This window comes from Exiguobacterium sp. LL15, assembly GCF_024436095.1.
In the GTDB taxonomy this organism is placed as follows: domain Bacteria; phylum Bacillota; class Bacilli; order Exiguobacteriales; family Exiguobacteriaceae; genus Exiguobacterium_A; species Exiguobacterium_A indicum.
On record NZ_JANFNX010000001.1, the window covers coordinates 443,934 to 470,405 of the forward strand.

The window sequence follows — 26,472 nt, forward strand, 5'->3', positions numbered from 1 at the left end:
TCGATTGGTTACCAAAAAAGAAATCAAGCAAACGATCAAGCAACAATCCAAGGAAACGATCGAAGAGCTGCTCGCAAAAGGTGATTCCTTGAAAGAGGAGATCGCCAGTGCCATTACACACGGCTTGGGTGTCATTTTCAGTATCGTCGCGCTCGTGATGTTGATCCTGCAGGCGACGAAATCCGGCAGCGCTTGGAACGTCACGGCTGTCAGTATCTTCGGGGCAACGATGATTCTCCTTTATCTGTTCTCGACCTTGATGCATTCGCTGATGCATACGAAAGCAAACAAGGTTCTACAAATTTTAGATCATGCTGGCATCTATCTCTTGATTGCTGGTAGTTATACACCGTTCGCTTTGATCACACTCCGTGGTCCGCTCGGCTGGACGTTGCTTGGCATCGTCTGGGGTGTCGGAACGCTCGGCATCATCTGGAAACTCTATTCAACCGGTAAATACGTCTGGATCTCGAATGCGTCTTATCTGATTCTTGGCTGGTGTTGTCTGTTTGCAATCAAGCCGATCTATGAAGCACTTGGATTACAAGGATTCTTACTGCTCCTTGGTGGTGGCCTTGCATACTCGCTCGGCGTCATCTTCTACGTCTGGGCACGCTTGCCGTATAACCACGCGATTTGGCATCTGTTCGTCCTTGCGGGCAGTGTCCTGATTTTCCTCTCGATTTTCTACTATGTTGCTCCAGCGACGATGTCATGAAGAAATTACGGCTCCGGGACTGGCTCCCGCTTACGCTGTATTTTATGTTTGGTCTTGGGTTGCTCCTGTACTTCCGGATGTCTGGAATGCTGGAGCAATTCGACATTCAAGCATTATCAGATTGGGTACGGGATCAAGGTCTGACCGGGATGTTGCTTTACGTACTCGCTTACACGATTCGACCACTCGTCTTTTTCCCAGCAAGTCTGTTGACCGTCTTTGGCGGTTACACATACGGTCCATGGCTCGGAACGCTACTCGACGTCATTGGTGCCGGTACCGGCGGGCTACTCAGCTTTTGGATCGCCCGATTGCTCGGTCGCCGTGGCGTCGAGAAATTGATCGGGAAAGGGAAGCTGAACGTGCTCGACGACCGCATCGCGACAAACGGTTTTCTCGTCGTCTTGATCGTCCGATTGATTCCACTGTTTCCATTTGATGCGATCAGCTATGCGTCCGGTCTATCAAAAATCCGCTTTAAACAGTTCGCCATCGCCAACTACATCGGGATCATTCCCGGTGCGTTCGTTTACAATAATATCGGCTCAAGCCTTCGCGATCCATTCTCTTGGCAGTTCTTTGTGGCGATTGGTCTGTATGTCTTGTTTTTCGCTGTTGGTATCGTTGCCCATCAGATTCTCAAAAATAAACAAAAGAAAGAGCGTATGTAAGCGCTTTATGGCATAATATAAAGGCAGAGATGTGAACCGACACGGTAAAACAGCCTAGCATTTATTTAGGGGGAATCATGAGTGATGGAAAAAGTACTACGGGATGGTTTTATCTTCTTATCGCAAAACAAGACATTGAACGGTCTCGCCAAGCGATACGGGCTTAAATTCGGAGCAAGTCGCTTCGTGGCAGGGGATTCATTGGAAGCATCGAAACGGGCGATCCAGGAATTGAACGCAAAAGGGTTATGCGTCACGATGGACCATTTAGGGGAGTTCATCTCGACGGTAGCGGAAGCAGAGATGATGACACAAGAATGTATTCGTGCGGTTGAGATGATTGCGGAAGAAAAATTAGACTCGCAACTCTCGTTGAAACTGACATCACTCGGACTCGATATCTCGGACGACTTGATTCGCTCGAACATGGAACGGATCTTAACAAGGGCGAAAGAACTCGGTGTCTTCGTCACGATTGATATGGAAGATGAGCCACGTTGTGAAAAGACGATTCAATTGTTTGAAGAATTGCGCCAATCTTTCGATAACATTGGGACGGTCATCCAGTCGTACCTCTACCGGTCGGAAGATGATATCAAACGCGTCGGACGCTTCGAGACGAATCTCCGGATCGTCAAAGGGGCATACAAAGAACCGGCAACGGTTGCGTTCCCAGAGAAGGAAGACGTCGACCATAACTACATCAAGCTCGTGAAGTTACAATTATCACTCGGAAACTATGCTGCCGTCGCAACACATGACGATGCGATGATCGAGCAAGTCATCCGTCACGCTAAAGAAAATGGGATCGAAAAAGACCAGTTCGAATTCCAGATGTTATTTGGTATCCGGGTCGAGCGTCAACTCGAACTCGTCAAACAAGGCTATAAAGTCCGTGTCTACGTTCCTTATGGACGTGACTGGTACGGTTACTTCATGCGCCGCTTAGCAGAACGACCGGCAAACGTTGCCTTCGTTCTCAAAGGAATGGTCAAAGGATAAGAAGAGAAGGCGATGCAACGTTGCATCGTCTTTTTTTGATTCAGAGAGGAGAGGACAGAATGGCATGCACAGAACAAGAATTAAAGGAACTGCTACAACAAGACGCGAGTGTAACGCCTGCATTACTCGATGAGTTACTTCTACATATCGGTTCGACGGATTCTGAGTTACGGGATGGATTGATCTATCCGCAATTAGCGACCTACATCGCATCAGAATCCTTTACGATAGAAGACACCAATCGAATTTTCGATGTTATTTTAAGCGGGCATGGATTGATGTATAGAATGGGAACAGCGGACACAACAGCTGTTCTGACGCGATCATTTTCAGCATTAGCACTCGCTGAATTGTTAGTGATGGACAAAACCCGACACTTATTGACGCAAAGTCAGTTGGATCGGCTGTCCACTTACTTACAAACCTATTTGGAGCAAGAAAAGGATGTCCGTGGATTCATTGACGGAATGGGGTGGGCACACAGCATGGCACATATCGCAGATGTCTATGCGGTTTGGTTTACGCACCCAGCGAGTCGTCCGCAGGAGGAGCTCGGAGCGATTGATGCGATGATTCGTCAGTTGATCCGATCCGATTATCTCTATGTCGATGAAGAAGCGGACCGGATGGTGACGGCGTGGTTGCAAGCTTGTCGTCATGGACTGTCGGAAGACGTCCTATTACAACGAATCGAACGTAATATTAAGGAGTGGCTTGAGAGTGACGTGACATGGGGAGATGCGGAGTGGACGACGTATCGTAACGTCAAACAGATGCTACAGACACTCTATTTCCGACTGAAATGGGAAGAACAATCGGATCTTGTCTTAATTGAAGAGTGGTTGCGACAGGTACATCAGCGAACGCACGGAGGATAAAGCATAGTATACCGGACGTCCCTATCATCTTCGCTTTCCTCAGGCGGGAAGTAAGCCGCGGCATCTCACATTCCATGTGATTTGCCGGGTCTTCCTCTTCCCTGACGGAAGCATGGTTCATGCTTCCTTTTCCTGTAGGAGTCGAAGATGCCCGGTTCGTCCTGAATGAACTAAACTCAAAAGCGATCGATTTCCGTCAATGGAATCGATCGCTTTTGAGTTCTTTGGATAATAAATGAGTGCGTCCTCCTCACATGTCTTCACCCGACTCCTACAGGAAAAAGTGCGACGTTTCATCTCGCCTGAGGAAAGCGGGTGAGAAGACAGTGAAGTTTTTGATGATGGAGTTTCATCGATCATTACGGCAAAATGACATTTCCTAAAAACAGCATGCCTGCAAATACTAGAATGACAAGAAAGATAGAGGTCTGCGGATGGAATCGTTTTTCTTGATAGCTCCGAAAAATGCGTCTTCCGAGTTCAGGTATACCCATTAGAAAGACCATGTACAATAAGAAATATTGCCACCGCTCTAAAACATCAAGTGAATCGATATAAAACAACAGATTGATACCTAACGCTACTAATATGAACGTATAAAAAGTTGTATACGACATCCTATCTTTCCCTCACAGCTGTCGTCTGAAAAGCAAACAAACACGAGAAAGCATGGGCTTGATCCAGTAACCAATGCCCCGTCATGACGGCACCTTCTTTTTGGATGACCGCTTCATCGAGTAACGTCCAGCCTCGTTCTTTTGCTAGCTGCAACAGTTCCCACGGCATCATCGTATTTCCCATCGCGACTTCCTCACCATACAGACGACGGTAAGCAAGTTGCCGTGGTGCTGCTGTCGGACCGAGTAGACTGATGACGACGAGCGGAGCGACACGTTCGATTTCTTGCAGCACTTGAACGGGACGTGTCGACCATTCGAGTGAGTTGACGGCGAGGACGACATCAAACGCATGATCGGCGAACGGCAATGCTTCACCCGTTCCAACGATGAACGTCTGCTCGGGTGACTTCTCACGGGCGATTCGGATCATCTCATCTGAAACATCAAGTCCGACTGTCTGAAAGTCCGGTGTCAGTAAGCGACAGGCTGCACCATCACCGCAACCGAGATCAAGCAAACGACCACCGGTGATCGTTTTTCGTAAGAACGGCAAAACGGTTTTCCGACTGCCGTTCGTCCACATATCGTCAGCGCGATCCGCCCAGTCGGCGGCTTTTTGATTCCATACATGCTCGGTTTGACTCATTTCTATCCACTCCTTTTTATCAGTCTAACAGGAAAATTTGTCCATTGACTGATTTTTTATTGCTACTGAATCATTATTCATTTATGATGAAGATGTAGAAGAAGCACACGAAAGTCGTTCGGCTTCTTTTTTTGTCAGTATAATGAATGGTTGTTCATTCAATTTAAACTCAGGGGGTATATCATGGCGAGTCAAATCGGTCAGCCGACCACAATCCAGTTGACGAAACACATCCAATTCGCCGTCATCATCGGTTCAGGGGTGATGGGTGCAGGCATCGCGGCACATCTTGCGAATGCTGGCATACGGACATTGATGCTTGATATCGTACCAAAAGAACTTACGGCACAAGAAGAGAAGCAGGGCTTGACGTTGAGTGATCCGCGCGTCCGTTCCCGCATCGCGCGCGATAACCGCGAAAAACTCTTGAAACAAAATCCAGCACCACTCGCGTCGAAAAAATTGATCGACTTCATCGAGGTCGGAAACTTAGAAGACGACTTAGAACGTCTGAAGGAAGCAGACTGGATCGTCGAAGTCGTCGTCGAACGACTCGACGTCAAACAGCAATTGTTTAAAACGATCGAACCATTCATTCGGGAAGACGCGATCGTCAGCTCGAACACATCAGGCATTTCGATCGAAGCGATGCGCGAAGGGCGTTCGGAGTCGTTCAATCGTCGTTTCCTCGGGACACACTTCTTTAATCCACCACGTTATCTGAAGTTACTTGAGTTGATTCCAACGTCAGACACGGATCCGAGTGTCGTCGACTTTATGAAGCAATTCGCAGAGGAACGACTCGGGAAAGGCGTCGTCATTGCGAAGGATACACCGAACTTCATCGGCAACCGAATCGGGACATACGGTCTCCTCGTGACGATGGATGAGATGAAAAAAGGTGGCTATTCGATCGGGGAGGTCGATTCGGTCACGGGTCCACTGCTTGGTCGCCCAGGGTCAGCGACGTTCCGGACACTCGACGTCGTCGGCATCGACACGTTCGTTCACGTCGCGAACAACGTCTATGACTTGTTGCCAGAAGGCGAGGAGAAGGAGACGTTCGCGGTTCCGGCTGAGATGCGCCGCCTTGTCGAACAAGGGGCACTCGGTGCGAAGACGGGTCAAGGCTTCTATAAGAAAGTCGGAAAACAGATCCTTGAACTCGATTTAGAGACATTTGAGTACGTTGAAAAGAAAGCGCTTACTGAGCCGTCGATCGGACAAGCTAAAGCACTTCCGGGCGCAAAAAACAAGCTGAAAGCCGTCGTCTTCGCGCAAGATCGTGTCGGTGCCTTACTCTGGCCGATCCATGCGAAAACATTGCTCTACTCGGCTCAGCTGACTGGTGAGATCGCAGACGACATCAAAGCGATCGACGAAGCGATGAAATGGGGCTTCGGTTGGAAGATGGGACCGTTCGAGACATGGGACGCACTCGGTGTCGAGAAGACGGTCGCGAAGATGAAACAAGACGGTTACGCAGTACCGGCATGGGTCGATGAGATGCTCGCAGCAGGAAAAACGAGTTTCTATGATGCGTCCGGTCGTCATTATGACGTTGCAACGAAAGATTACGTCGGAGCAACGGTCAATCCGAAGGAAATCCGACTCCGTGATGTCCGGAAGTCAAACGGTGTTTTACTAGAGAACAACGGGGCGCGCTTGCTTGATATCGGCGACGATGTCGCAGTCCTCGAGTTCACTTCGAAGAGCAATGCGATCGGTGTCGACATCATGCAGATGATCGAACAGTCGGTCGATCTCGTTGAGAAAAATCACCGTGGTCTCGTCATCGCGAACGATGGCAAGAACTTCTGTGTCGGTGCGAACCTAGCGATGATGCTGATGGAAGCGGAAGATGAAAACTGGTTCGAACTCGACTGGATCATCAACAAGTTCCAACAATCGATTCAAAAGATTCGTTACGCATCGCGTCCGATCGTCGCTGCTCCACAAGGGATGACGCTTGGTGGCGGTACAGAAATCTCGCTTCCGGCAGCTCGCCTGCAAGCTGGTCTTGAAACGTACATGGGTCTCGTCGAAGTCGGTGTCGGTCTAATTCCAGGAGGCGGCGGAAACGTCAATACGTACCGTCGACTGTTAGAAAACACACCAGACGGACTCGTTAATATCGAGAAAGCAGCACAAAAAACGTTCGAGAACGTCGCGATGGCAAAAGTCTCAAAATCAGCCTTTGAAGCACGCGAACTCGGATATGTCCGCTCCGTTGATCAGATCTCGATGAACCGAGATCACTTGACGTATGATGCGAAACAACTCGTCCTTGAACTGGACCGGACCGGCTACACGGCACCAGCGAAAGCGAAGATTCCAGTCGTCGGTCGTGCTGGAAAAGCGACGCTTGAACTCGCGACACGCGAAATGTTCTACGGCGGCTATATCTCGGAACACGATTTAAAAATCGCTAGTAAACTCGCACACGTCATCGCCGGCGGAAACGTCGCCTTCGGTAGCCTCGTCGATGAACAATATATGCTCGACATCGAACGGGAAGCATTCTTGAGCCTGATCGGTGAGATGAAGACACAACAACGGATGCAGCACATGCTCGTCAAAGGCAAGCCGCTTCGTAACTGAGGACTGGGGGGATTCGGATGAAGGAAGCAGTAATCGTCGCCGGTGCACGGACACCGGTCGGAAAAGCAAAAAAGGGCGCATTCAAATCGATGCGCTCGGATGAATTAGCAGGCATCGCCATCCAGGAAACGTTGAAACGGTCCGGTTACACGGGAGCGGTCGATGACGTCATTCTCGGATGTGCCTTGCCGGAAGCGGAACAAGGCATGAACATCGCCCGTTACGCTTCGGTCCTCGGTGGATTATCACACGAGGTACCGGCGATCACGATCAACCGGTATTGCTCAAGTGGACTACAATCGATCGCTGACGCAGCGATGAAAATCATGACGGGGCAAGCAACTGCGGTCGTCGCTGGTGGACTCGAATCAATGAGTCAAGTCCCGATGCCAGGTCACGTCGTCCGACCTAATCCGTCAATCGTCGACACGGCACCGGAATATTACATGAGCATGGGGCACACAGCGGAGCAAGTCGCTGCGACCTACAATGTCTCACGGGAAGATCAAGATGCGTTTGCGTTGAAGAGTCACCAAAAAGCGGCAGCAGCAATCGCGGCTGGTAAGTTTGCTGACGAAATCGTCCCGGTAACGGTGACGGAACAATTCGTCAATGATGAACTGAAAATCGAAGAGAAGACATTCATCGTCGAACACGATGAAGGCGTTCGTCCGGATTCGTCACCGGAAGGTCTTGCGAAACTTCGCCCAGCGTTCCGCCTTGGCGGTAGCGTCACAGCAGGGAACTCTTCGCAGACGTCAGACGGTGCGGCAGCTGTCCTCGTCATGGAACGGGAAGAAGCAGAACGCCAAGGGTTACCGATTCTCGGAAAGTTCAAATCGTTCGCGGTCGGTGGTGTCCGTCCGGAAGTGATGGGAATCGGACCGGTCGTTGCGATTCCAAAGGCACTGGACCTCGCAGGCATCACGCTTGAAGACGTCGGATTGATCGAGTTGAACGAAGCGTTCGCTTCGCAGTCGCTCGGTGTCATCCGCGAGCTTGGATTAAACGAAGACATCGTCAACGTCAACGGTGGAGCGATCGCCCTCGGTCACCCACTCGGTTGTACAGGAACCAAACTCACATTGACGCTCTTGCATGAAATGAAACGCCGGAATGTCCAGTATGGTGTCGTCTCGATGTGTATCGGTGGCGGAATGGGCGCAGCAGGCGTATTCGAACTAGTTGAAGGAGGAACAGGACAATGAGCCAAACGACAAACGAATTAATCAAAGGTGGCAGTTTCGTATTAGATGAGTTAGCACCAGAACGTCTCTTCACACCAGAGGATTTCTCGGAAGAACACAAAATGGTCGGTGATATGACAGCGAAGTTCGTCGAAGATCGTGTCGTTCCTGTCCTTGACCGGATCGAAAAACACGAGTTCGAACTGTCGGTCGGTCTACTCCGTGAAGCAGGCGAGCTTGGTCTACTCGGCGCAGACGTTCCGGAAGCATACGGCGGCTATCAGATGGATAAGATCTCGTCTTCGATCATCACGGAGAAGTTCGCGCGTGGACGTTCGTTCGCCCTCAGCTACGGCGCACACGTCGGAATCGGTTCGTTGCCGATTGTCTTCTTCGGTAACGAAGAGCAAAAGCAGAAATACTTGCCGAAACTCGCTTCAGGGGAGTGGATTGCTTCGTACGCGTTGACAGAGCCAGGCTCTGGTTCGGATGCTCTTGGTGCTAAAACGACGGCTGTCTTGAACGAAGCTGGTACGCACTACATCTTGAACGGTGAAAAACAATGGATCACGAACGCTGGTTTTGCAAGCTTGTTCGTCGTCTACGCAAAAATCGACGGTGACAAGTTCACAGCCTTCCTCGTCGAAGGATCGTATCCAGGCGTCTCGACAGGCGTTGAGGAACAGAAGATGGGAATCAAAGGATCATCGACACGGACGTTGATCTTACAAGATGCAGAAGTACCAGTCGATAACGTCCTTGGTGAGATCGGACGCGGTCACGTCATCGCCTTCAACATCTTGAACGTCGGTCGTTATAAATTAGCTGTCGGTGCTGTCGGTTCGTCAAAACGGGCGATTGATCTCGCAGTCCAGTACTCGAATGAACGTAAACAGTTCAAGACACCTATCAGCTCGTTCCCATTGATTCAAGAAAAACTCGCGACGATGGCAGCACAGACGTATGCGATGGAGAGTTCGGTCTACCGGACAGGTGGTCTGTTCCAAGACAGTCTCGATCAGTTGTCAGAAGAAGAGAGCAAGGACGGTAAGAAAATCGCCGATGCAATCGCGGAGTACGCGATTGAATGCTCGATGAACAAAGTCTTTGCTTCGGAAACATTTGATTATGTCATCGATGAAGCGGTTCAGATCCACGGAGGCTATGGCTTCATGGCAGAATATGAAGTCGAGAACATGTACCGTGATTCACGGATCAACCGGATCTTCGAAGGAACGAACGAGATCAACCGTCTTCTCGTTCCAGGAACGTTGCTGAAGAAAGCGATGAAAGGCGAGTTGCCGTTGCTTGCGGAAGCACAGCGTCTGCAACAAGAAGTGATGAGCTTCATGCCGACAGAAATCGGAACAGCACCACTTGATCGCGAACGTCACTTACTCGCGATGATGAAGAAGATCTTCTTGTTGACTGCCGGAACAGCGGTCCAGAAATACCAGGACAAACTCCAAGGAGAACAAGAAATCTTAGCGAACACAGCCGACATCATGAGTGCGATCTATGCGCTCGAGTCAGCGATCGTCCGGACGGATAAAGCAATTGCTAACAAAGGCATCGAGAAGAGCGAACTGAAAGTCCGTTATACGGAAGTCTTCGCACAACAAGCGTTCGAAGCTGTCGAGCGTGACGCGAAAGAGACGCTCTACGCGGCAGCAAGCGGCGACGAGCTCCGGATGTTGCTCTCAGCGCTGAAAAAATTCAGCCGTTACCAGCCGATCAACGTCATTGGTACGAAACGCGACATCGCAAAACGCCTCATCGAGTCAAACAAATATACGGTCTAAGTCAGGTTTACCGCTTCGCCTTTGCAGGGAAAATCTCTGTAAAGGCGAAGTTTTTGGTTGGAGGAGGAAAACGAGATGCGCCAAGAATTGGTTGAACTGCAATTTGCGATTGCCTACTATCAATCCCTTGAACGTTTGTCGCCGGAAGAATGGGATCTGCCGCTTGCGCTTAACAAGTGGACCGTCCTTGAGTGCGTCAGTCATCTGTATTTATGGGACCGGTTTTATTACGATCATGCCATCTCGAAGTTACCGGATGAACCGTTGACGCTCGTCGAGACGGATTTTGATCAGTTCAATCGACAGGCGGTCGAATATGCGCATCATATCGATCCGCTCGCCTTATTGAAGAAAGCAATCAGCGTCCGGCGTGACATCGTCAATCACCTCGCTCGTCTATCTGACGGGCAATTTGAAGCGACCTATGAGGATTTTCGACCGCAAGCCTTCGTCGAGTCGTTCGTTGCTCATGACGCCCATCATCAAGATCAGATTGACGGGGCGCTCGCACGCTTGAAGCAGAAGTGATCCATCTGCTACTCTTGAAGATGAGGTGAGGAATATGACAAAAACAGTCACGATGTACGGCTATCCGAAATGTAGTACGTGTGTCAAAGCAAAAAAAGCACTCGAACAGCACGGTGTCGAAGTGGACTACAAACATATCGTCGAGGAAACACCATCTGCAACGACGATCGAGGAACTTCATCAAAAGAGTGGAGAGCCACTGAAGAAATTCTTTAATACGAGCGGTCAATCGTATCGTTCGCAAGGGATTAAGGACAAACTTCCAGAGTTATCGGAAGACGAGCAATACAAGTTGCTCGCAAGTGATGGTATGTTGTTGAAGCGTCCGATCGTTACAGACGGGAAAGACGTCACGATCGGCTTCAAGGAAGAAATGTATCAAGGAAAATGGTATTAAGTTCAGAGTCGATTTTGGTATACTGAACACGTTAGTCCAAATTAGTCCACAGGGGGAATCGGAAATGAGTCAAGTAAAAGACAACTTACGCTATTCGGAAGAACATGAATGGGTCGAAGTATCAGGAAACAAGGCGCGCATCGGAATCACGGATTTCGCGCAACACGAACTCGGGGATATCGTCTTCGTCGAATTGCCTGAAGTCGGTGATACGATCACAGCAAACGAGCCATTCGGTTCAGTCGAGTCGGTCAAGACAGTCTCGGAACTATATGCACCGATCACTGGTAAAGTCGTTGCCATCAACGAAAATCTTTCAGATTCCCCAGAACTCGTCAACGAGTCACCATTCGAAGGCGCTTGGATGGTCGACATCGAAATCGAAGATGCATCGCAAGTCGAAGCATTGATGGATGCTGCAGCATACAAATCGATGATCAACGAGTAATACTTAACGAAAAGAGAGTGAACGAGGCGCTTGCGTTTCGTCCGCTCTCTTTTTTTTGTATACTGACGACAGATACCACGAAGAAAGGAGCGACCGTCATGCAAGAGGTCACGACCGTCCCGGAAAACGGGCTATTGTATGTCTATGCACCGATGTGCGGGACATGCGCCATCGCGGAACGTATGCTCGATATCGTCGAAGCGACGGAATCAGGTCAATCGATTCAGAAGGCGAACGGGAATTTCATTCCGGATTTCTTAGAAGAAGCCCGTGTCATGAGTGTTCCTGCGTTGTTGCGAATTGAAGAAAATCAAGTCGTAGAGCGACTTTATGCTTTCCAGTCCGTTCAAAACGTCTTTGCTTTCTGTCAAGAACGGTAAGAGAAGTCCGATTGGATTTTTCTTTTTGTTAAATTGTCGGAATATTTACAATAATCCGTTGACAACGCAGAAATATGAATGGTATATTCATAACAACTTCTAGAAATGCATTATAGGAAGTCTAGCAGAGATGATTGTTCAATACGATTCAAGTCCTGAACCCTTTCTCCCATCCTAAGCCGGTGTATTGTTTCCCCTTAAGTCGTCCCCCAAAGACGAAGCGGTGCAATGAACGGGTGGTGGATCGAAAGGACCGATCAGGAAGTGAACGTAAGCTGGCAATCATGTCGAACAGGCGCCGTCCTCCACGCGGAAGAGCGAACAATTCCGAATGGAGCTGGGTTTTCCTTCGTAGCATTTCTAACCACATTATTCGTGTTGTCGGTTCGCCGGCAACGCCTTTTTTTGTTTTCTGGAAGTTTTTTGAGCCGGTCGCTTGCCAGGATAGAATCTCCTTGCTACAATGCGAATAAGGAAAATTACTTTAATTCATATCCGATTACTCGGAATTAACTGGTGAGATGGAGGACGACAAGGCATGACAGTACGTTTTATGGATGTTTTCACAGAATGGGCATCGACGTATGACGAGACAGTAACTGGACACGATCCGGAGTATAAAGAGGTTTTTCGTCGATACGATGAGATTTTGGATACAGTAGCGGATAAAGCGCAGTCGCCGGTCATTGAATTCGGAGCAGGCACAGGGAACCTGACACAACGTCTTCTGGCACGTCACGACGCCGTACTCGCCGTCGAACCAAGTCCGGAGATGCGGGCAATCCTGACGGAAAAGATTCCGTCACTTGATGTACAAGACGGTCACTTCCTCTCGTTCGAAGCGAAGGAAGCACGCAGTTTTGTTTCGACGTATGCGTTTCATCATCTAACAGATGAGGAAAAGGGAGAAGCGATCGAACTGATGGCATCACATTTACCGGCAGACGGAAAAATCGTCTACGCGGATACGATGTTCGTCTCAGAAGAGGCACGCCTGCAAACGATTCGTGAAGCACGTGCTCAAGGGTTCGACGCGTTAGCGGAAGATCTCGAACGCGAGTTCTACCCGTTGATTCCAGTTATGGAAGAATTGTTTACAGCACGAGGATTCACTGTTAAATTTATACAATACAATCACTTCGTCTGGCTCGTAGAAGCCGAGAAAATGGGGGAATAAATCATGGCACTTCAAAAAATGAACGTCGAAAGCTTTAACCTGGATCATACGAAAGTCAAAGCACCTTATATCCGCGTCGCGGGTTATAAAGAAGGTAAAGTCGACCAAGTCGTCAAATACGATATCCGTTTCACACAACCAAACGTTGAGCAAATGCCGATGCGTGCGATGCATACACTCGAGCACTTACTTGCTGAAAACATCCGTAACTACTCGGATGATGTCATCGATGTCTCGCCAATGGGATGCCAAACAGGTTTCTACATGGCGATGATGAACTTCGACTCGGTCGAAAAAATGAGCGAACTCGTTGAGAAGACGTTGAAAGACGTCCTCGCAGCAGAAGAGATTCCAGCGCAAAACGAAGTCCAATGTGGATTTGCGAGCGCACATGACCTCAAAGGAGCGAAGCACTATGCCGAGAAAATGCTTGCCGGTCGTGATGAATGGGACATCGTCTTCGGATGATCGCGAACAACGTCCGCGACCTCGTCGGAAACACACCACTCTACGAGATCACTTCATTCGATTTGCCTGCTGGTACGCGCATTTTGGCGAAGCTCGAATGGATGAACCCTGGGGGCAGCGTCAAAGACCGCCTTGGCATTCAACTCGTTGATGCAGCAATCGAAAACGGACATGTGACACCAGGCGGTACGATCATCGAGCCGACAGCCGGGAATACCGGCATCGGCTTGGCGCTCGCCGCTAAAAAATACGATCTCCAAGTCATCTGTGTCGTTCCGGAAAAATTCAGTCAGGAAAAGCAGACGTTGATGCGGGCACTCGGCGCAACCGTCGTCAACACACCGACTGAACTCGATATGCAAGGGGCTATCGACCGGGCAAAAGAACTCGGTCAGGAAATTCCGAACAGCTACGTTCCGTTACAATTCGAAAACGAAGAGAACCCAGTCACGTATCAGCGGACACTCGGTCCTGAGCTGATTGCGGACTTGCCGCACATCGACTGGTTCGTTGCCGGTTGTGGTTCAGGTGGTACGTTCGCCGGAACAGCGGACTTCTTAAAACAACGTCTCGGTACAAAAGCAGCAATCGTCGAACCGGAAGGCTCCGTCTTAAATGGTGGTCCAGCCGGTCCGCATAAGACAGAAGGTATCGGTACAGCGAAATGGCCAAGCCTCGTTCCGCGTGAACTCGTTGATGAGATTCATACGATTTCTGACCGCGATGCATTTGACGCGGTTCATACACTCGCTGCTCGCGAAGGATTACTCGTTGGTAGTTCAGCAGGTGCAGCGCTCGTTGCTGCGCTTGATATCGCAAAGCGTCACCCCGGCAGTACGATCGTCACCGTCTTCGCAGACAGTGCCGAACGCTATTTAAGCCAACAAATCTTTGAAAAGGTGGACGAAACTCATGCGTAAGAAGACAGCATTGATTCATGGAGGAACAGGTGTCGATCGGGCAACAGGAGCCGTCACACCTCCAATCTATCAAACAAGCACATACAAGCAGGATAAAATCGGTCAACTTAAGGACGGATACGAATACTCACGGACAGCGAACCCGACACGGACGAGCATCGAACGATTGATTGCGGATCTTGAAGGCGGCGCACGTGGTTTTGCGTTCGGTTCTGGGATGGCAGCGATCCATGCCGTCTTCCACTTGCTTGAGTCTGGCGACCACATCGTCATGACGGATGACGTCTACGGTGGTACGTTCCGCTTGATGCAACGCGTCTTACCGAAGTTCAACATCCAAGTGACATTCGTCGATACGACGGACCTTGCGGCAACGGAAGCAGCGATCCAAGACAACACGAAAATCGTCTACGTCGAAACACCGACGAACCCGTTGTTGAAAGTAACGGACATTGAAGCAATCGCAACGATCGCCAAACGTCACGATCTTAAACTTGTCGTCGACAACACGTTCGCGACACCTTATCATCAACAACCACTCGCACTTGGTGCAGACATCGTCTTGCACAGTGCGACGAAATACATCGGCGGACATTCGGACGTCGTCGCTGGACTTGTCGTCGTCAAAGATGATGCGCTCGGCGAAGAGCTGCACTTCATCCAAAACTCGACAGGCGGCGTGCTTGGACCGCAAGACAGCTTCTTGCTCGTCCGTGGTCTTCGTACACTCGGTATCCGAATGGATGCGATCGAAGAGACAGCACATGATCTCGTTGCGTTCCTACAAGCGCAAGACATCGTCTCGAACATCTTCTACCCAGGACTTGCATCGCATCCTGGTCACGACATCCAAGCGAAACAAGCGACTGGATTTGGTGGGATGATCAGCTTTGATGTCGGTTCAGCAGCGAACGCAGAAAAACTCGTCGAGGCGACACACTTCTTCACACTCGCTGAGAGTCTTGGTGCCGTCGAGAGTCTGATTTCGGTGCCGGCACGGATGACGCACGCGTCGATCCCAGCAGAACGTCGGGCAGAACTCGGCATCACGGACGGTCTCGTTCGGATTTCAGTTGGACTTGAGGATGCGGAAGATTTGAAAGAAGACTTAACACGTGCTTTCACGTTCCTCGAAAAAGTTTCTGAAAAAACTGTTTGACAACAAAAATAACCCCTGCTAATATTCAGAATATATTCTACAAACTTAATACCGAAACTCTTATCGAGAGTGGTGGAGGGACTGGCCCGATGAAACCCGGCAACCGCGGATCTAATCCGAAGTGGTGCTAATTCCAGCAGACAAAAGTCTGGGAGATGAGAGCAAATGGTTTTGTGTACTGAAAAGTGCGCGCGTTTGCTCTAAAACGCGCGCACTTTTTTTATTTTAGGAGGGACAGTTGTGATTCGTTTACAAGACGTAGGAAAGATTTATCGCTCAAAGCGCGGAGCGGTCGAAGCCGTTGCGAATGTCGATCTGACAATCGAGCGCGGTGAAATTTTTGGAATAATCGGTTATTCCGGAGCAGGGAAATCCACCCTGATCCGATTACTGAATATGCTCGAAGCACCAACGAGTGGTTCGATCCAAATCGATGGTGTTGAAATGACATCACTAAAACCTAAGGAATTACGAGGCGTCCGCAAGAATGTCTCGATGGTCTTCCAACACTTCAACTTACTATGGTCACGGACGGTTGAAGAGAACATCATGTTCCCACTCGAGCTCGGTGGCTTCCCGAAAGCACACCGCAAGGAACGGGTCGCGGAACTGATCCAACTCGTTGGTTTGGACGGACGCGAAAAAGCTTATCCGTCACAATTATCCGGTGGTCAAAAACAACGTGTCGGTATCGCTCGGGCACTGGCATCGAACCCAGACGTTCTCTTATGTGACGAGGCAACAAGTGCACTCGATCCGAAGACGACGGACTCAATCCTTGAGTTACTCGTCGACATCAATGAAAAACTGAAACTGACGATCGTCTTGATCACACACGAGATGCACGTCATTCAAAAAATCTGTCACCGGGTCGCCGTCATGGAAGCCGGTAAAATCGTCGAGCAAGGACCGGTCGCAGAAGTCTTCCGTCATCCGAAGCAAGCGATGACGAAGGAATTCGTCAAACAATTGACGTCGCCGTCGGAGAACGAGTTAACGTTCGCGAAACTACGCGAACGGTACCCAACCGGAAAAATCGTTCAGTTGACGTTTGTCGGATCGACAGCAGAAAGCCCGATCCTCGCGGAAGTCATGAAGGATTCGCCGGTCCTGTTCAATATCATCGGCGGAAACGTCGGTCAATCACAGGAAGGGGCACTCGGTACACTGTTCATTCAGTTGATCGGGGAAACAGAAGCAACACAAGCGGTCATCACGAAGCTTCAAGCCAGTGATGTTGAAGTGGAGGTGGATCACCGATGATTTCATTCTTTGACAATCTAGATTGGGACATGGTGTGGGAAGCTACAGGCAGTACCGTCTATATGACGGCAATCGCTGGTGTCTCGACATTCGTCCTCGGTTTGATCATTGGTTTACTATTGTATGCGACAAACGAAGAGTTATTGTTCAAGAATCGGGCGTTCTATTCAGTGTTGAGCTTGGTCGTCAACGTCTTCCGTTCGATTCCGTTCATCATCTTACTGATCTTATTGATTCCATTTACGACAGCAATCGTCGGTTCGTTCCTCGGACCAACGGCAGCATTACCGGCACTGATTTTCGGTGCTGCACCATTTTACGGTCGGATGGTTGAACTCGCGTTACGCGAAGTCGATAAAGGTGTCATCGAGGCAGCCGAATCGATGGGCGCGACGAAGTTCCAGATCATCTATAAAGTCTTAATCCCGGAAGCATTGCCTGCCATCGTTTCGGGAATCACGGTTACGCTCGTTTCACTTGTCGGTTATACGGCAATGGCCGGAGTAGTCGGCGGAGGTGGACTTGGGGACATGGCCTTCATCGAAGGATTCCAGCGTTCTCAAAACGATGTCATCGTCATTGCAACACTCTTAATCTTAGCGATCGTCTTCGTCATCCAAATCATTGGTGACTTGCTGATCCGCGCAATCGATAAACGTTAATTCGAAACTTAATCATATTGGAGGAATCATTCATGAAAACTTGGAAAAAATTCGTAGGTACTGCTGCTGTATCCGTCTTAGCTATTAGCCTTGCTGCATGTGGCGAAAAATCATCAGGATCAGGTAGCGACGACAAAACACTCGTCGTTGGTGCTTCGAACGTACCGCACGCTGAGATTCTTGAGCACGTCAAAAAAGAATACGAAGCAAAAGGTTACAAGCTTGAAATCAAGAAGTTCCAAGATTACGTACTTCCGAACAAAGCGCTCGCTTCAAAAGAAATCGATGCGAACTACTTCCAGCACGTACCGTATCTTGAGCAACAAGAGAAAGAAAACAAATCATATAAGTTCGCGAACGCAGGTGGCGTCCACGTTGAACCACTCGGTATCTACTCGAAGAAATACAAGTCACTCGATAAGTTACCAAACGGTGCAACGATCTTAACGAGCTCAAACGTCGCGGAACGCGGTCGTGTCTTGACGTTCCTTCAAAACGAAGGATTGATCAAACTCAAAGACGGTAAAACGACAGATGCACAACTCGGTGATATCGCGGAGAACCCGAAGAAACTTAAGTTCAAGACGAACATCGAAGCATCACTTCTTCCGCAAGCTTACAAAAACAATGAAGGCGACGCCGTCCTCATCAACACGAACTATGCGATCGATAACGGTCTGAACCCATTGAAAGATGCAATTGCATCAGAAGATGAGTCTTCACCATACGTCAACATCATCGTTACACGTGATGGCGATGAGAAAGACAAGCGTGTCACAGCACTTCTTGACGTTCTGCACGAAAAGAAAAACCAAGATTGGATCCTCGACAAGTACAAAGGTGCTGTCGTTCCAGTCAGCAAATAAGTTCACCGAAGCCGGCATCCTTCCTATATAATGGAAGGATGCTTTTCATTTGTCTGAAACAGGGGTTAGGGGGAATCATATGCAACGCATACGTCAACTGCATCCGTTGACACTCGGGGTCTTGTTCGGGACGTTTTTCTCGCGTCTCGGAACGTTCATCACGATGCCGTTCTTCGCCATCTACATGACGACTGTTCTAAAGTTTGATCCGGTCGATGTTGGCTGGGTGCTCAGTATTTCGGCGATCGCCAGTCTCGTCATGAGTTTCATCGGCGGTACCTTGTCGGACCGTTATGGACGTCGGGCGATGATGCTTGCCGGAACGATTGGGTTCGCGGTCGTCTTCATTGCGCTAGCACAAGTCGAGACGTTCTGGGCGTTCTTTACGCTTAGTGCCTTGAACGGTGTCTGTCGCTCGATTTTTGAACCATCCGCCCGTGCCTTGATCAGTGATACGACGGACGAAGCGAACCGATTGTTCGTCTTCAATATCCGTTACGCGATGATCAACATCGCAGCAGCGATCGGACCGGGAATCGCTTTACTGCTGAGTGCGGGAAACACGTCCGCGACGTTTTACATCACGGCGTTCGTCTATATCGTGTACGGGGTGATGATTGGTATCTTATTCAAACGTCATCCAATCACCGAGACGCATGGTGGGAAAAAGGTGTCATTCGGAGCAACGGTTCGTCTGTTGCGGACGGATATCGCTTTTACGCTGGCACTCGCTGGCATCATCTTCGGGGTTTTCGGCTACAGTCAGTTCAACTCGACCTTGCCACAGTTCTTGACGGAAACGTCACTGCTTGAAGGCGGGAAGACACTCTATGCGATTTTGATCACGATCAATGCGATCACCGTCTTGATTGTGCAGTATCCGATCATGAAGTTTGGTGTCAAGACGTCACCGCTTGTCTCGATCACGACCGGGATTGCGACTGTTGCGATCGGATTGTTCATCATGGGAAATGCGAACGCGATCTGGTTGATGATCGTCGCGATGTTCATCTTCACGTGCGGAGAAGTCATGATGTTCACGATGACCGACATCTTGACCGATCGGTTCGCCAAACCAGAATTACGGGGCAGTTATTTCGGGGCGATGGGCTTGACGTCGATCGGACAATCAATCGGTCCGATCGCCGGAGGACATTTGTTAAGTTTATATGGAGCGGACCGTCCGTTACCGATTTTCGGGATATTAGCGGGCTTGACATTATTCGGAATACCACTGCTCTTACTGTCACAACGGATTCATCGGGCTTCGACGATCGAGGAACTCGAGGAACCGGTGAAACTTTCGAATGATTCTCAACAAAACGCATGATTTTGAGAAAAATCAACGAGCGATGACGCTTGAATAATACGCGATGTTTCTTTAAGATTAGAATGATACTAAATTAGTAACGCTCGTGTTCTGAATCGTCAGTCACGAAATGAATAGATGGAGGGATTCTAACATGAAGGCTTCACACTTGAAGATTGAAGATCTACACGTCGCGATCGACGGCAAGGAAATCTTGAAAGGCGTCAACTTGGAAATCAAAGGCGGGGAAATCCACGCGGTCATGGGACCAAACGGGACAGGTAAATCAACACTCGCATCAGCATTGATGGGTCACCCATCGTACGAAGTGACATCTGGTTCAGTCACACTCGACGGCGAAGACGTCCTCGACATGGAAGTCGATGAGCGCGCACAAGCGGGTATGTTCCTCGCAATGCAGTACCCAAGCGAAATCAGTGGTGTCACGAACTCAGACTTCCTTCGTTCAGCGATCAACTCGCGTCGTGAAGAAGGCGATGAAATCTCACTCATGAAGTTCATCCGTGAGCTTGATTCACAAATGGGTCTTCTCGAGATGCCTTCAGAAATGGCACACCGTTACCTCAACGAAGGTTTCTCAGGTGGAGAAAAGAAACGTAACGAAATTCTTCAGATGATGATGCTTAAACCAGCGATCGCGATTCTTGATGAAATCGATTCAGGTCTTGATATCGATGCATTGAAAGTCGTCGCAAAAGGTGTCAACGAAATGCGTTCACCTGAATTCGGCTGCTTGATCATCACGCACTACCAACGTCTCTTGAACTATATCGAGCCAGACTTCATCCACATCATGATGGGCGGAAAAATCGTCATGTCTGGTGGTAAAGAACTCGCACACCGTCTCGAAGCAGAAGGTTATGACTGGGTTAAAAAAGAACTCGGCATCGAAGACGTCGAAATCGAAACAAAAGCGTAAGACGAGGGAGGAAGCATGATGACTGTAGAACTGAATCTTGCAGTAAATCGCGAGGCAGTGGCAGAACGTGCGACTCGCTTAGGGGAACCATCTTGGATGGTCGCAAAGCGTCAAGACGCGCTTGATCTTGCCCCAACGCTCGCATTGCCAAAAGTAGAAAAAATCAAGATTGAAGGCTGGAACTTCACAGAAGGTACGACGGAACTCGAAACCGTCACTGGTCTTTCTTCAGATATCGAAGCATTGATCGGCGAAAACCGTGATCACATGCTCGTCACGCGTAACGGACAACTCGTCCACGCGCAAAACAGTGAAGCGGCGAACGGCGTCATCTTCACGACGCTCGAAGACGCATTAAAACAACACCCAGAACTCGTCGAGAAATACTTCATGACGGAAGGTGTTCAAGTTAACGAAGATCGTCTTGCGGCATTAAACGCAGCACTTCGTAACGGCGGTACGTTCCTTTATGTACCAAAAGGCGTTAAGCTTTCTGTACCGATGCAAGCGATCTATACGCTTGAGCAATCAGGTGCAGCGCTTTACCATCACGCGATCATCGTCGCAGACGCTGACAGCGAATTGACGTATATTGAAAACTTCGTCTCTTACGGTGACGAAGCACATAACGTCAACGTCGTCACAGAAGTCTTCGTTGAAGACAACGCAAAAGTTCTCTTCGGTGGTGTCGATACGCTATCGAAAGGTGCCATCACGTATATGAACCGTCGTGGTGTCGTCAAACAAGGTGCGAAGCTTGAATGGGCACTCGGTCACATGAATGACGGTCACACGGTCACAGAAACAAAAACACACCTCGTCGGAAACGATTCGTTCTCAGATACGAAAGCCGTTACGGTCGGTCGTGGAGAGCAAAAACAAAACTTCAACGTCCGGACGGACCACTTCGGTAAAGGATCAGAAGGTTTCATCTTGATCCACGGTGTCCAAAAAGACGCAGCAACATCTATCTTCAACGGAACGTCGATGATCCATCACGGCGCTTCGAAATCAAACGGCGTTCAAACGGAACGTGTCCTCATGTTGTCTGAAAAGGCACGTGGTGATGCGAACCCAATCCTCTTGATCGATGAGGATGACGTCATGGCAGGACACGCGGCATCTGTCGGTCGTGTCGATGAACTACAACTCTACTACTTGATGAGCCGTGGCCTTTCACGGAAGGAAGCAGAACGCCTCGTCGTTCACGGATTCCTCCAGCCAGTCGTCTCGGAACTTGCGATTGACTCGGTGAAAGAACGTCTCGTTCAAGTCATCGAAGGGAAAGTAAACTAATATGGGAATCGATGCATCCATCCGCAATCAGTTTCCGATCCTCGACCAACAGGTCAACGACCGGAAACTCGTCTATCTCGATAGTGCGGCCTCTTCGCAGAAGCCGCTCGTCGTCATCAACGCGATTGACGACTACTATAAGACGATTCATTCGAATGTGCACCGTGGCGTCCATACGCTCGGAACACGAGCGACGGATGCGTACGAAGGTGCGCGTGAGAACGTTCGTCGTTTCATCCAGGCGCAACACCATGAAGAAATTATCTTTACCCGCGGCACGACGACGGCGATCAACATCGTCGCGTCAAGCTACGGTATGGAGCATGTCGAAGAAGGCGACGAGATCGTCGTCACATACCTCGAACACCATGCGAATCTCATTCCGTGGCAACAAGTCGCTAAACGCAAAAAAGCGAAGTTGAAATACGTCGATTTGACAGCTGATGGTCGCGTGACGGTCGAAGCGGTCGAAGCACAACTGTCCGACCGGACGAAGATCGTCGCGATGGCACATGTCTCGAACGTTCTCGGTACGATCAATCCGATCAAAGAAGTCGCGCGTCTTGCTCACGCTCGAGGTGCCGTCATGATCGTTGATGCCGCGCAAAGTGCACCGCATCAACGGATTAATGTCACGGATCTCGACTGTGACTTCCTCGCCTTCTCTGCACACAAGATGTGTGGTCCGACAGGTGTTGGTGTCCTTTACGGGAAAAAGGCGTTACTCAATGCGATGGAACCCGTTGAGTTCGGTGGCGAGATGATTGATTACGTTGGTCTTGAAGAGTCGACGTTCAAACCGTCTCCATATCGTTTCGAAGCGGGTACACCGATTATCGCCGGCGCTGTTGGTTTATCGGCAGCGATTGATTTCTTAGAAGAGATTGGTTTAGAGAACGTCGAAGCACACGAACGTGAACTCGCGCAGTACGCGATGGCACAAATGCGTGACATCGACGGACTAACGATCTACGGTCCGGAAGAACGCGTTGGACTCGTCACGTTCAATCTCGGTGATGTCCATGCACATGACGTCGCAACCGTCCTTGATATGCAGGGAATCGCGGTTCGCGCCGGTCATCACTGTGCACAGCCCCTGATGCGTTGGCTCGGAGCGAGCTCGACAGCTCGCGCTAGCTTCTATCTCTACAACACGAAAGAAGAGGTTGACGCACTCGTGACAGGACTTCGCCAAACGAAGGAGTATTTCAGTCATGGATTTTAACAATCTCGATCACTTGTATCGTCAAGTGATCATGGATCACTATAAAACTCCCCGAAATCGCGGTGCGATCGAGGGGGGCGTCACGATCGACATGAACAATCCGACGTGCGGCGATACGATTCGTCTCCAGCTCGCGATTGAAGACGATGTCGTAAGTGATGCAAAATTTGACGGGGAGGGCTGCTCAATCAGCATGGCGTCTGCTTCAATGATGACGCAACTCGTCAAAGGTAAGACTATCGAAGAAGCCTTACGACTCGCGGATATCTTTTCGGACATGGTCCAAGGAAAAGACTATGACGACGAATCGTTCGACCTCGGGGACGTCGAGGCACTCTCGGGTGTCACGAAATTCCCGGCACGGATCAAATGTGCGACACTTGCCTGGAAGGCGCTCGAACGCGGCGTAGAAGAAGGGAAGTAAACTTCGGTCACAAGCAAGTAAGAGGAGGAAATGAACATGGCAAAGAACATGCCGGAAATTGGCGATTATAAATATGGTTTCCACGATCGCGATATCTCGATCTTCCGTTCTGGACGTGGCTTGACGACTGAAGTCGTCGAAACGATCTCAAAAATGAAGGAAGAACCACAATGGATGCTTGATTTCCGTTTGAAATCACTTAAGATCTTCAACGAACAAGCGATGCCAGCGTGGGGTGGCGATCTCTCAGAATTGAACTTCGACGACATCACGTACTACGTCAAGCCGTCTGAACGGGCAGAGAAATCGTGGGATGAAGTACCAGAAGAAATCAAACGTACGTTTGACAAACTCGGTATCCCAGAAGCAGAGCAAAAATACTTGGCAGGTGTCTCGGCTCAGTACGAGTCAGAGGTCGTCTACCACAACATGAAAGAAGACCTCGAAGAAATCGGTGTCGTCTTCAAAGATACAGATACAGCGTTAAAAGAGAACGAAGATATCTTCCGTGAGTACTTCGGAAAATTAATCCCGCCAACAGACAACAAGTTCGCAGCTTTGAACACAGCGGTCTGGTCAGGTGGATCGTTCATCTACGTACCAAAAGGTGTTAAAGTCGACACGCCGCTTCAAGCCTACTTCCGCATCAACTCGGAAAACATGGGTCAATTCGAGCGGACGTTGATCATCGTTGATGACGAAGCATCGGTTCACTACGTCGAAGGATGTACAGCACCGGTCTACACAACGAACTCGCTTCACTCAGCGGTCGTTGAGATCTTCATCAACAAAAACGCTTACTGCCGTTACACGACGATCCAAAACTGGGCGAACAACGTCTACAACCTCGTTACGAAGCGCGCGATCTGTGAAGCTGGCGCAACGATGGAATGGGTCGATGGTAACATCGGTTCGAAACTGACGATGAAATACCCAGCCGTCATCCTCAAAGGTGAAGGTTCACGTGGTATGACATTGTCAATCGCAATCGCTGGTAAAGGTCAACACCAAGATGCGGGTGCGAAAATGATTCACTTAGCACCGAACACATCGTCGACGATCGTCTCGAAGTCGATCTCAAAACACGGTGGTAAAGTCACGTACCGCGGTATCGTCCACTTCGGACGGAAAGCGACAGGCGCACGTTCGAACATCGAATGTGATACGCTCATCATGGATAACCAATCGACGTCGGATACGATTCCGTACAACGAAATCCTCAATGATAACATTTCGCTCGAGCACGAAGCGAAAGTCTCGAAGGTCTCGGAAGAGCAATTGTTCTACCTCATGAGCCGCGGGATTTCACAAGAGGAAGCAACGGAAATGATCGTCATGGGCTTCATCGAGCCGTTCACGAAAGAACTTCCAATGGAATATGCGGTCGAAATGAACCGTCTCATCAAGTTCGAGATGGAAGGTTCAATCGGATAATTTAGAAAAAGACCTTGTATAATGTTTAATTGAATTGAACGACCCCTGAATTGTGGACATTTAATTAAAATCCCATTCAGGGTTTTTTTGTGTTTTTAGTAAGATATTGCACTTAATATTACGATTTGTCTCCAGGTAAAAAGTAATAAAACGGATTATTATGTATATAATTAATTATCATCTATTTTAAAATTACAAATAAAGTCAATATATTAGTATTTTTATGTAATAAAATAACGCATTAGTATACAATAAATGAAAGCGTTCATTTTTAATTCAAATAAACAATTAGGAGGATTTAATGTCAAATCAGTCATTAACTCAAAAATTATTACATTTAGTATCAGATATTAATTTTATTAAGATAGAAAATAATGCAAATAGACCCAATATTTTTGATATAGTAGGTCGAACGCATACAGAAACATGGCATTCAATGTTTATGGGATGGCTATTAGATCCTAATAGTAGTCATAACTTAGGTGATTATCCATTAAAGAGATTTCTAATTGCATTGTCTGACCCAACAATTTTTGGGGAAGGTTGCGATTTGGAAAATGTCGCCAGAATGGCTTCAATTATAGATTTTAATGATGCAATTGTATATCCAAATCAAGAGGATAAAAAAGAATATCATTGTTCTGGTGTAGGTAAACTAGATATATTTATTAAAGTTGAAGATGAAGAAAGAGGAGAAAAAATAATAATTTTCGTAGAACAAAAAGTCCATGATAAGGTAAGACCAGAACAATGTATGAAATATATGAACTACTTGTCAAGAAAATATCCCGAACACCAATTAATACCAGTTATTTTAGCACCTAGTGATGCGATGTCTATATCGATAGAAGAAGTAACTGGGAGTCCAAATTGGTATGGAGTAAATTATCAATTATTACATGATAAAGTTTTGACTCCAGTTATTAAGCATCCTGAATTAAATCCTCAAGTAATTAATTTACTTGAGCAATATATCGATGTGTTAAAAATTCCGTATAATGGGAGGAAATTGGCTGTGACAGAAGAGGAAAAAGAATTAGCGTTAGAACTGTATGATAAGCATAGAGGTGCATTCGAAGCGATTCAGTCAGCTTTATCGGATACTACTGATATCTCACTTATACCAACTATATCTAAACAGTCAAAAATGACATTATTATTTAATAATAATAAAATTGAAGGAAATAGCATTCCTGAATTATATGTTTCTAGTTTAGAATATTTTGTTGAACATAAATATGATATTGATTCGATTCTTCCATATGAGACAAGTAGCAAACGTTATTTGATTTCTAAAGACAGCGTTCATCCTAGTAAGAAAGACTTTACAACTCCTGTAAAGTATAAAGAATATTATATGGAGGCGCATAAAAGTCGAGAGCAAGGAATTAAAGATATCGCTAAATTGGCTAAATTACTGGAAATACAAGTGGAAATAGCTAAATAAATAT

At 48.4% G+C, this 26,472-nt stretch carries 27 protein-coding genes and 1 riboswitch; of the genes, 25 read left to right on the plus strand and 2 right to left on the minus strand.

All coding sequences use genetic code 11. The features are described from left to right. Positions 1 to 58: 58 nt before the first annotated feature. The 4 genes from trhA to NOM72_RS02145 all read left to right on the plus strand — a co-directional run bounded on the left by trhA (position 59) and on the right by NOM72_RS02145 (position 3,269). Positions 59 to 718, plus strand: coding sequence for a PAQR family membrane homeostasis protein TrhA (trhA, locus tag NOM72_RS02130; protein ID WP_035396436.1), 660 nt, complete (start codon positions 59 to 61; stop codon positions 716 to 718). Continuing rightward, the gene (locus NOM72_RS02135) at positions 715 to 1,389 is read left to right on the plus strand and encodes a TVP38/TMEM64 family protein (protein ID WP_075643063.1); all 675 of its coding nucleotides are present in this window, start codon (positions 715 to 717) and stop codon (positions 1,387 to 1,389) included. The genes trhA and NOM72_RS02135 overlap by 4 nt, the downstream gene beginning before the upstream one ends. An 84-nt stretch (positions 1,390 to 1,473) precedes the next feature. After that, a complete protein-coding gene (locus NOM72_RS02140; RefSeq protein ID WP_023469178.1) occupies positions 1,474 to 2,391 on the plus strand; it encodes a proline dehydrogenase family protein in 918 nt (305 codons plus the stop codon). 59 nt (positions 2,392 to 2,450) lie between these two features. Next, the gene (locus NOM72_RS02145; protein ID WP_214859492.1) at positions 2,451 to 3,269 is read left to right on the plus strand and encodes a DUF2785 domain-containing protein; all 819 of its coding nucleotides are present in this window, start codon (positions 2,451 to 2,453) and stop codon (positions 3,267 to 3,269) included. Positions 3,270 to 3,628: 359 nt separating this feature from the next. Here NOM72_RS02145 and NOM72_RS02150 read toward each other — a convergent pair whose 3' ends face one another. Then, positions 3,629 to 3,886, minus strand: coding sequence for a hypothetical protein (locus NOM72_RS02150; RefSeq protein WP_214859494.1), 258 nt, complete (start codon positions 3,884 to 3,886; stop codon positions 3,629 to 3,631). Between the two features lies 1 nt (position 3,887). Beyond that, on the minus strand, positions 3,888 to 4,535 hold the full coding sequence (locus tag NOM72_RS02155) for a class I SAM-dependent methyltransferase (protein ID WP_255997640.1): 648 nt from the start codon (positions 4,533 to 4,535) through the stop codon (positions 3,888 to 3,890). Between the two features lie 183 nt (positions 4,536 to 4,718). On the opposite strand from NOM72_RS02155, the gene NOM72_RS02160 reads away from it, so the two are divergent. The 21 genes from NOM72_RS02160 to NOM72_RS02260 all read left to right on the plus strand — a co-directional run bounded on the left by NOM72_RS02160 (position 4,719) and on the right by NOM72_RS02260 (position 26,468). Next, positions 4,719 to 7,136: a 3-hydroxyacyl-CoA dehydrogenase/enoyl-CoA hydratase family protein gene (locus NOM72_RS02160; RefSeq protein ID WP_255997642.1), complete on the plus strand. Its 2,418-nt coding sequence runs from the start codon at positions 4,719 to 4,721 to the stop codon at positions 7,134 to 7,136. A gap of 17 nt (positions 7,137 to 7,153) precedes the next feature. Further along, positions 7,154 to 8,344, plus strand: a complete 1,191-nt coding sequence (locus NOM72_RS02165) for an acetyl-CoA C-acetyltransferase (protein ID WP_055968856.1) — start codon at positions 7,154 to 7,156, stop codon at positions 8,342 to 8,344. Then, complete coding sequence (locus NOM72_RS02170) at positions 8,341 to 10,125, plus strand: acyl-CoA dehydrogenase family protein (protein WP_255997644.1); 1,785 nt, start codon at positions 8,341 to 8,343, stop codon at positions 10,123 to 10,125. The genes NOM72_RS02165 and NOM72_RS02170 overlap by 4 nt, the downstream gene beginning before the upstream one ends. Positions 10,126 to 10,200: 75 nt before the next feature. Then, positions 10,201 to 10,653: a DinB family protein gene (locus NOM72_RS02175; protein WP_255997646.1), complete on the plus strand. Its 453-nt coding sequence runs from the start codon at positions 10,201 to 10,203 to the stop codon at positions 10,651 to 10,653. 34 nt (positions 10,654 to 10,687) lie between these two features. Beyond that, positions 10,688 to 11,050: an arsenate reductase family protein gene (locus tag NOM72_RS02180; protein WP_149427757.1), complete on the plus strand. Its 363-nt coding sequence runs from the start codon at positions 10,688 to 10,690 to the stop codon at positions 11,048 to 11,050. A 64-nt stretch (positions 11,051 to 11,114) separates the two neighbouring features. Then, a complete protein-coding gene (gene gcvH, locus NOM72_RS02185) occupies positions 11,115 to 11,498 on the plus strand; it encodes a glycine cleavage system protein GcvH (protein ID WP_050678664.1) in 384 nt (127 codons plus the stop codon). A gap of 98 nt (positions 11,499 to 11,596) precedes the next feature. Continuing rightward, positions 11,597 to 11,878, plus strand: coding sequence for a thioredoxin family protein (locus NOM72_RS02190; RefSeq protein ID WP_023469167.1), 282 nt, complete (start codon positions 11,597 to 11,599; stop codon positions 11,876 to 11,878). A 538-nt stretch (positions 11,879 to 12,416) separates the two neighbouring features. Then, positions 12,417 to 13,055 (plus strand): class I SAM-dependent methyltransferase, encoded by a 639-nt coding sequence (locus NOM72_RS02195; protein WP_023469166.1) that lies wholly within the window; start codon positions 12,417 to 12,419, stop codon positions 13,053 to 13,055. A gap of 3 nt (positions 13,056 to 13,058) precedes the next feature. Beyond that, positions 13,059 to 13,523 (plus strand): S-ribosylhomocysteine lyase, encoded by a 465-nt coding sequence (locus tag NOM72_RS02200; protein WP_023469165.1) that lies wholly within the window; start codon positions 13,059 to 13,061, stop codon positions 13,521 to 13,523. Beyond that, positions 13,520 to 14,443: a PLP-dependent cysteine synthase family protein gene (locus NOM72_RS02205; RefSeq protein WP_023469164.1), complete on the plus strand. Its 924-nt coding sequence runs from the start codon at positions 13,520 to 13,522 to the stop codon at positions 14,441 to 14,443. Before NOM72_RS02200 ends, NOM72_RS02205 begins: the two co-directional genes overlap by 4 nt. Continuing rightward, entirely contained in the window at positions 14,436 to 15,602 is a 1,167-nt protein-coding gene (locus NOM72_RS02210; protein WP_023469163.1) for a bifunctional cystathionine gamma-lyase/homocysteine desulfhydrase, read from the plus strand. The genes NOM72_RS02205 and NOM72_RS02210 overlap by 8 nt, the downstream gene beginning before the upstream one ends. Before the next feature lie 57 nt (positions 15,603 to 15,659). Next, positions 15,660 to 15,764, plus strand: a riboswitch (SAM riboswitch). A gap of 78 nt (positions 15,765 to 15,842) precedes the next feature. After that, positions 15,843 to 16,865, plus strand: coding sequence for a methionine ABC transporter ATP-binding protein (locus tag NOM72_RS02215; RefSeq protein WP_023469162.1), 1,023 nt, complete (start codon positions 15,843 to 15,845; stop codon positions 16,863 to 16,865). Continuing rightward, entirely contained in the window at positions 16,862 to 17,527 is a 666-nt protein-coding gene (locus tag NOM72_RS02220) for a methionine ABC transporter permease (protein ID WP_023469161.1), read from the plus strand. Before NOM72_RS02215 ends, NOM72_RS02220 begins: the two co-directional genes overlap by 4 nt. 32 nt (positions 17,528 to 17,559) lie before the next feature. Next, entirely contained in the window at positions 17,560 to 18,393 is an 834-nt protein-coding gene (locus NOM72_RS02225; protein ID WP_023469160.1) for a MetQ/NlpA family ABC transporter substrate-binding protein, read from the plus strand. 79 nt (positions 18,394 to 18,472) lie between these two features. Continuing rightward, on the plus strand, positions 18,473 to 19,723 hold the full coding sequence (locus NOM72_RS02230; RefSeq protein WP_214771212.1) for an MDR family MFS transporter: 1,251 nt from the start codon (positions 18,473 to 18,475) through the stop codon (positions 19,721 to 19,723). Between the two features lie 133 nt (positions 19,724 to 19,856). Then, a complete protein-coding gene (gene sufC / locus NOM72_RS02235) occupies positions 19,857 to 20,642 on the plus strand; it encodes a Fe-S cluster assembly ATPase SufC (RefSeq protein WP_023469158.1) in 786 nt (261 codons plus the stop codon). Between the two features lie 18 nt (positions 20,643 to 20,660). Next, positions 20,661 to 21,938 (plus strand): Fe-S cluster assembly protein SufD, encoded by a 1,278-nt coding sequence (sufD, locus tag NOM72_RS02240; protein WP_023469157.1) that lies wholly within the window; start codon positions 20,661 to 20,663, stop codon positions 21,936 to 21,938. 1 nt (position 21,939) lies between these two features. After that, positions 21,940 to 23,163 (plus strand): cysteine desulfurase, encoded by a 1,224-nt coding sequence (locus NOM72_RS02245; protein WP_255997649.1) that lies wholly within the window; start codon positions 21,940 to 21,942, stop codon positions 23,161 to 23,163. Beyond that, on the plus strand, positions 23,153 to 23,587 hold the full coding sequence (sufU, locus tag NOM72_RS02250) for a Fe-S cluster assembly sulfur transfer protein SufU (RefSeq protein WP_255997651.1): 435 nt from the start codon (positions 23,153 to 23,155) through the stop codon (positions 23,585 to 23,587). The genes NOM72_RS02245 and sufU overlap by 11 nt, the downstream gene beginning before the upstream one ends. Positions 23,588 to 23,623: 36 nt before the next feature. After that, entirely contained in the window at positions 23,624 to 25,021 is a 1,398-nt protein-coding gene (sufB, locus tag NOM72_RS02255) for a Fe-S cluster assembly protein SufB (RefSeq protein ID WP_023469154.1), read from the plus strand. 301 nt (positions 25,022 to 25,322) lie between these two features. Continuing rightward, complete coding sequence (locus tag NOM72_RS02260; protein ID WP_255997652.1) at positions 25,323 to 26,468, plus strand: PD-(D/E)XK nuclease family protein; 1,146 nt, start codon at positions 25,323 to 25,325, stop codon at positions 26,466 to 26,468. The last annotated feature ends 4 nt before the right edge of the window (positions 26,469 to 26,472 follow it).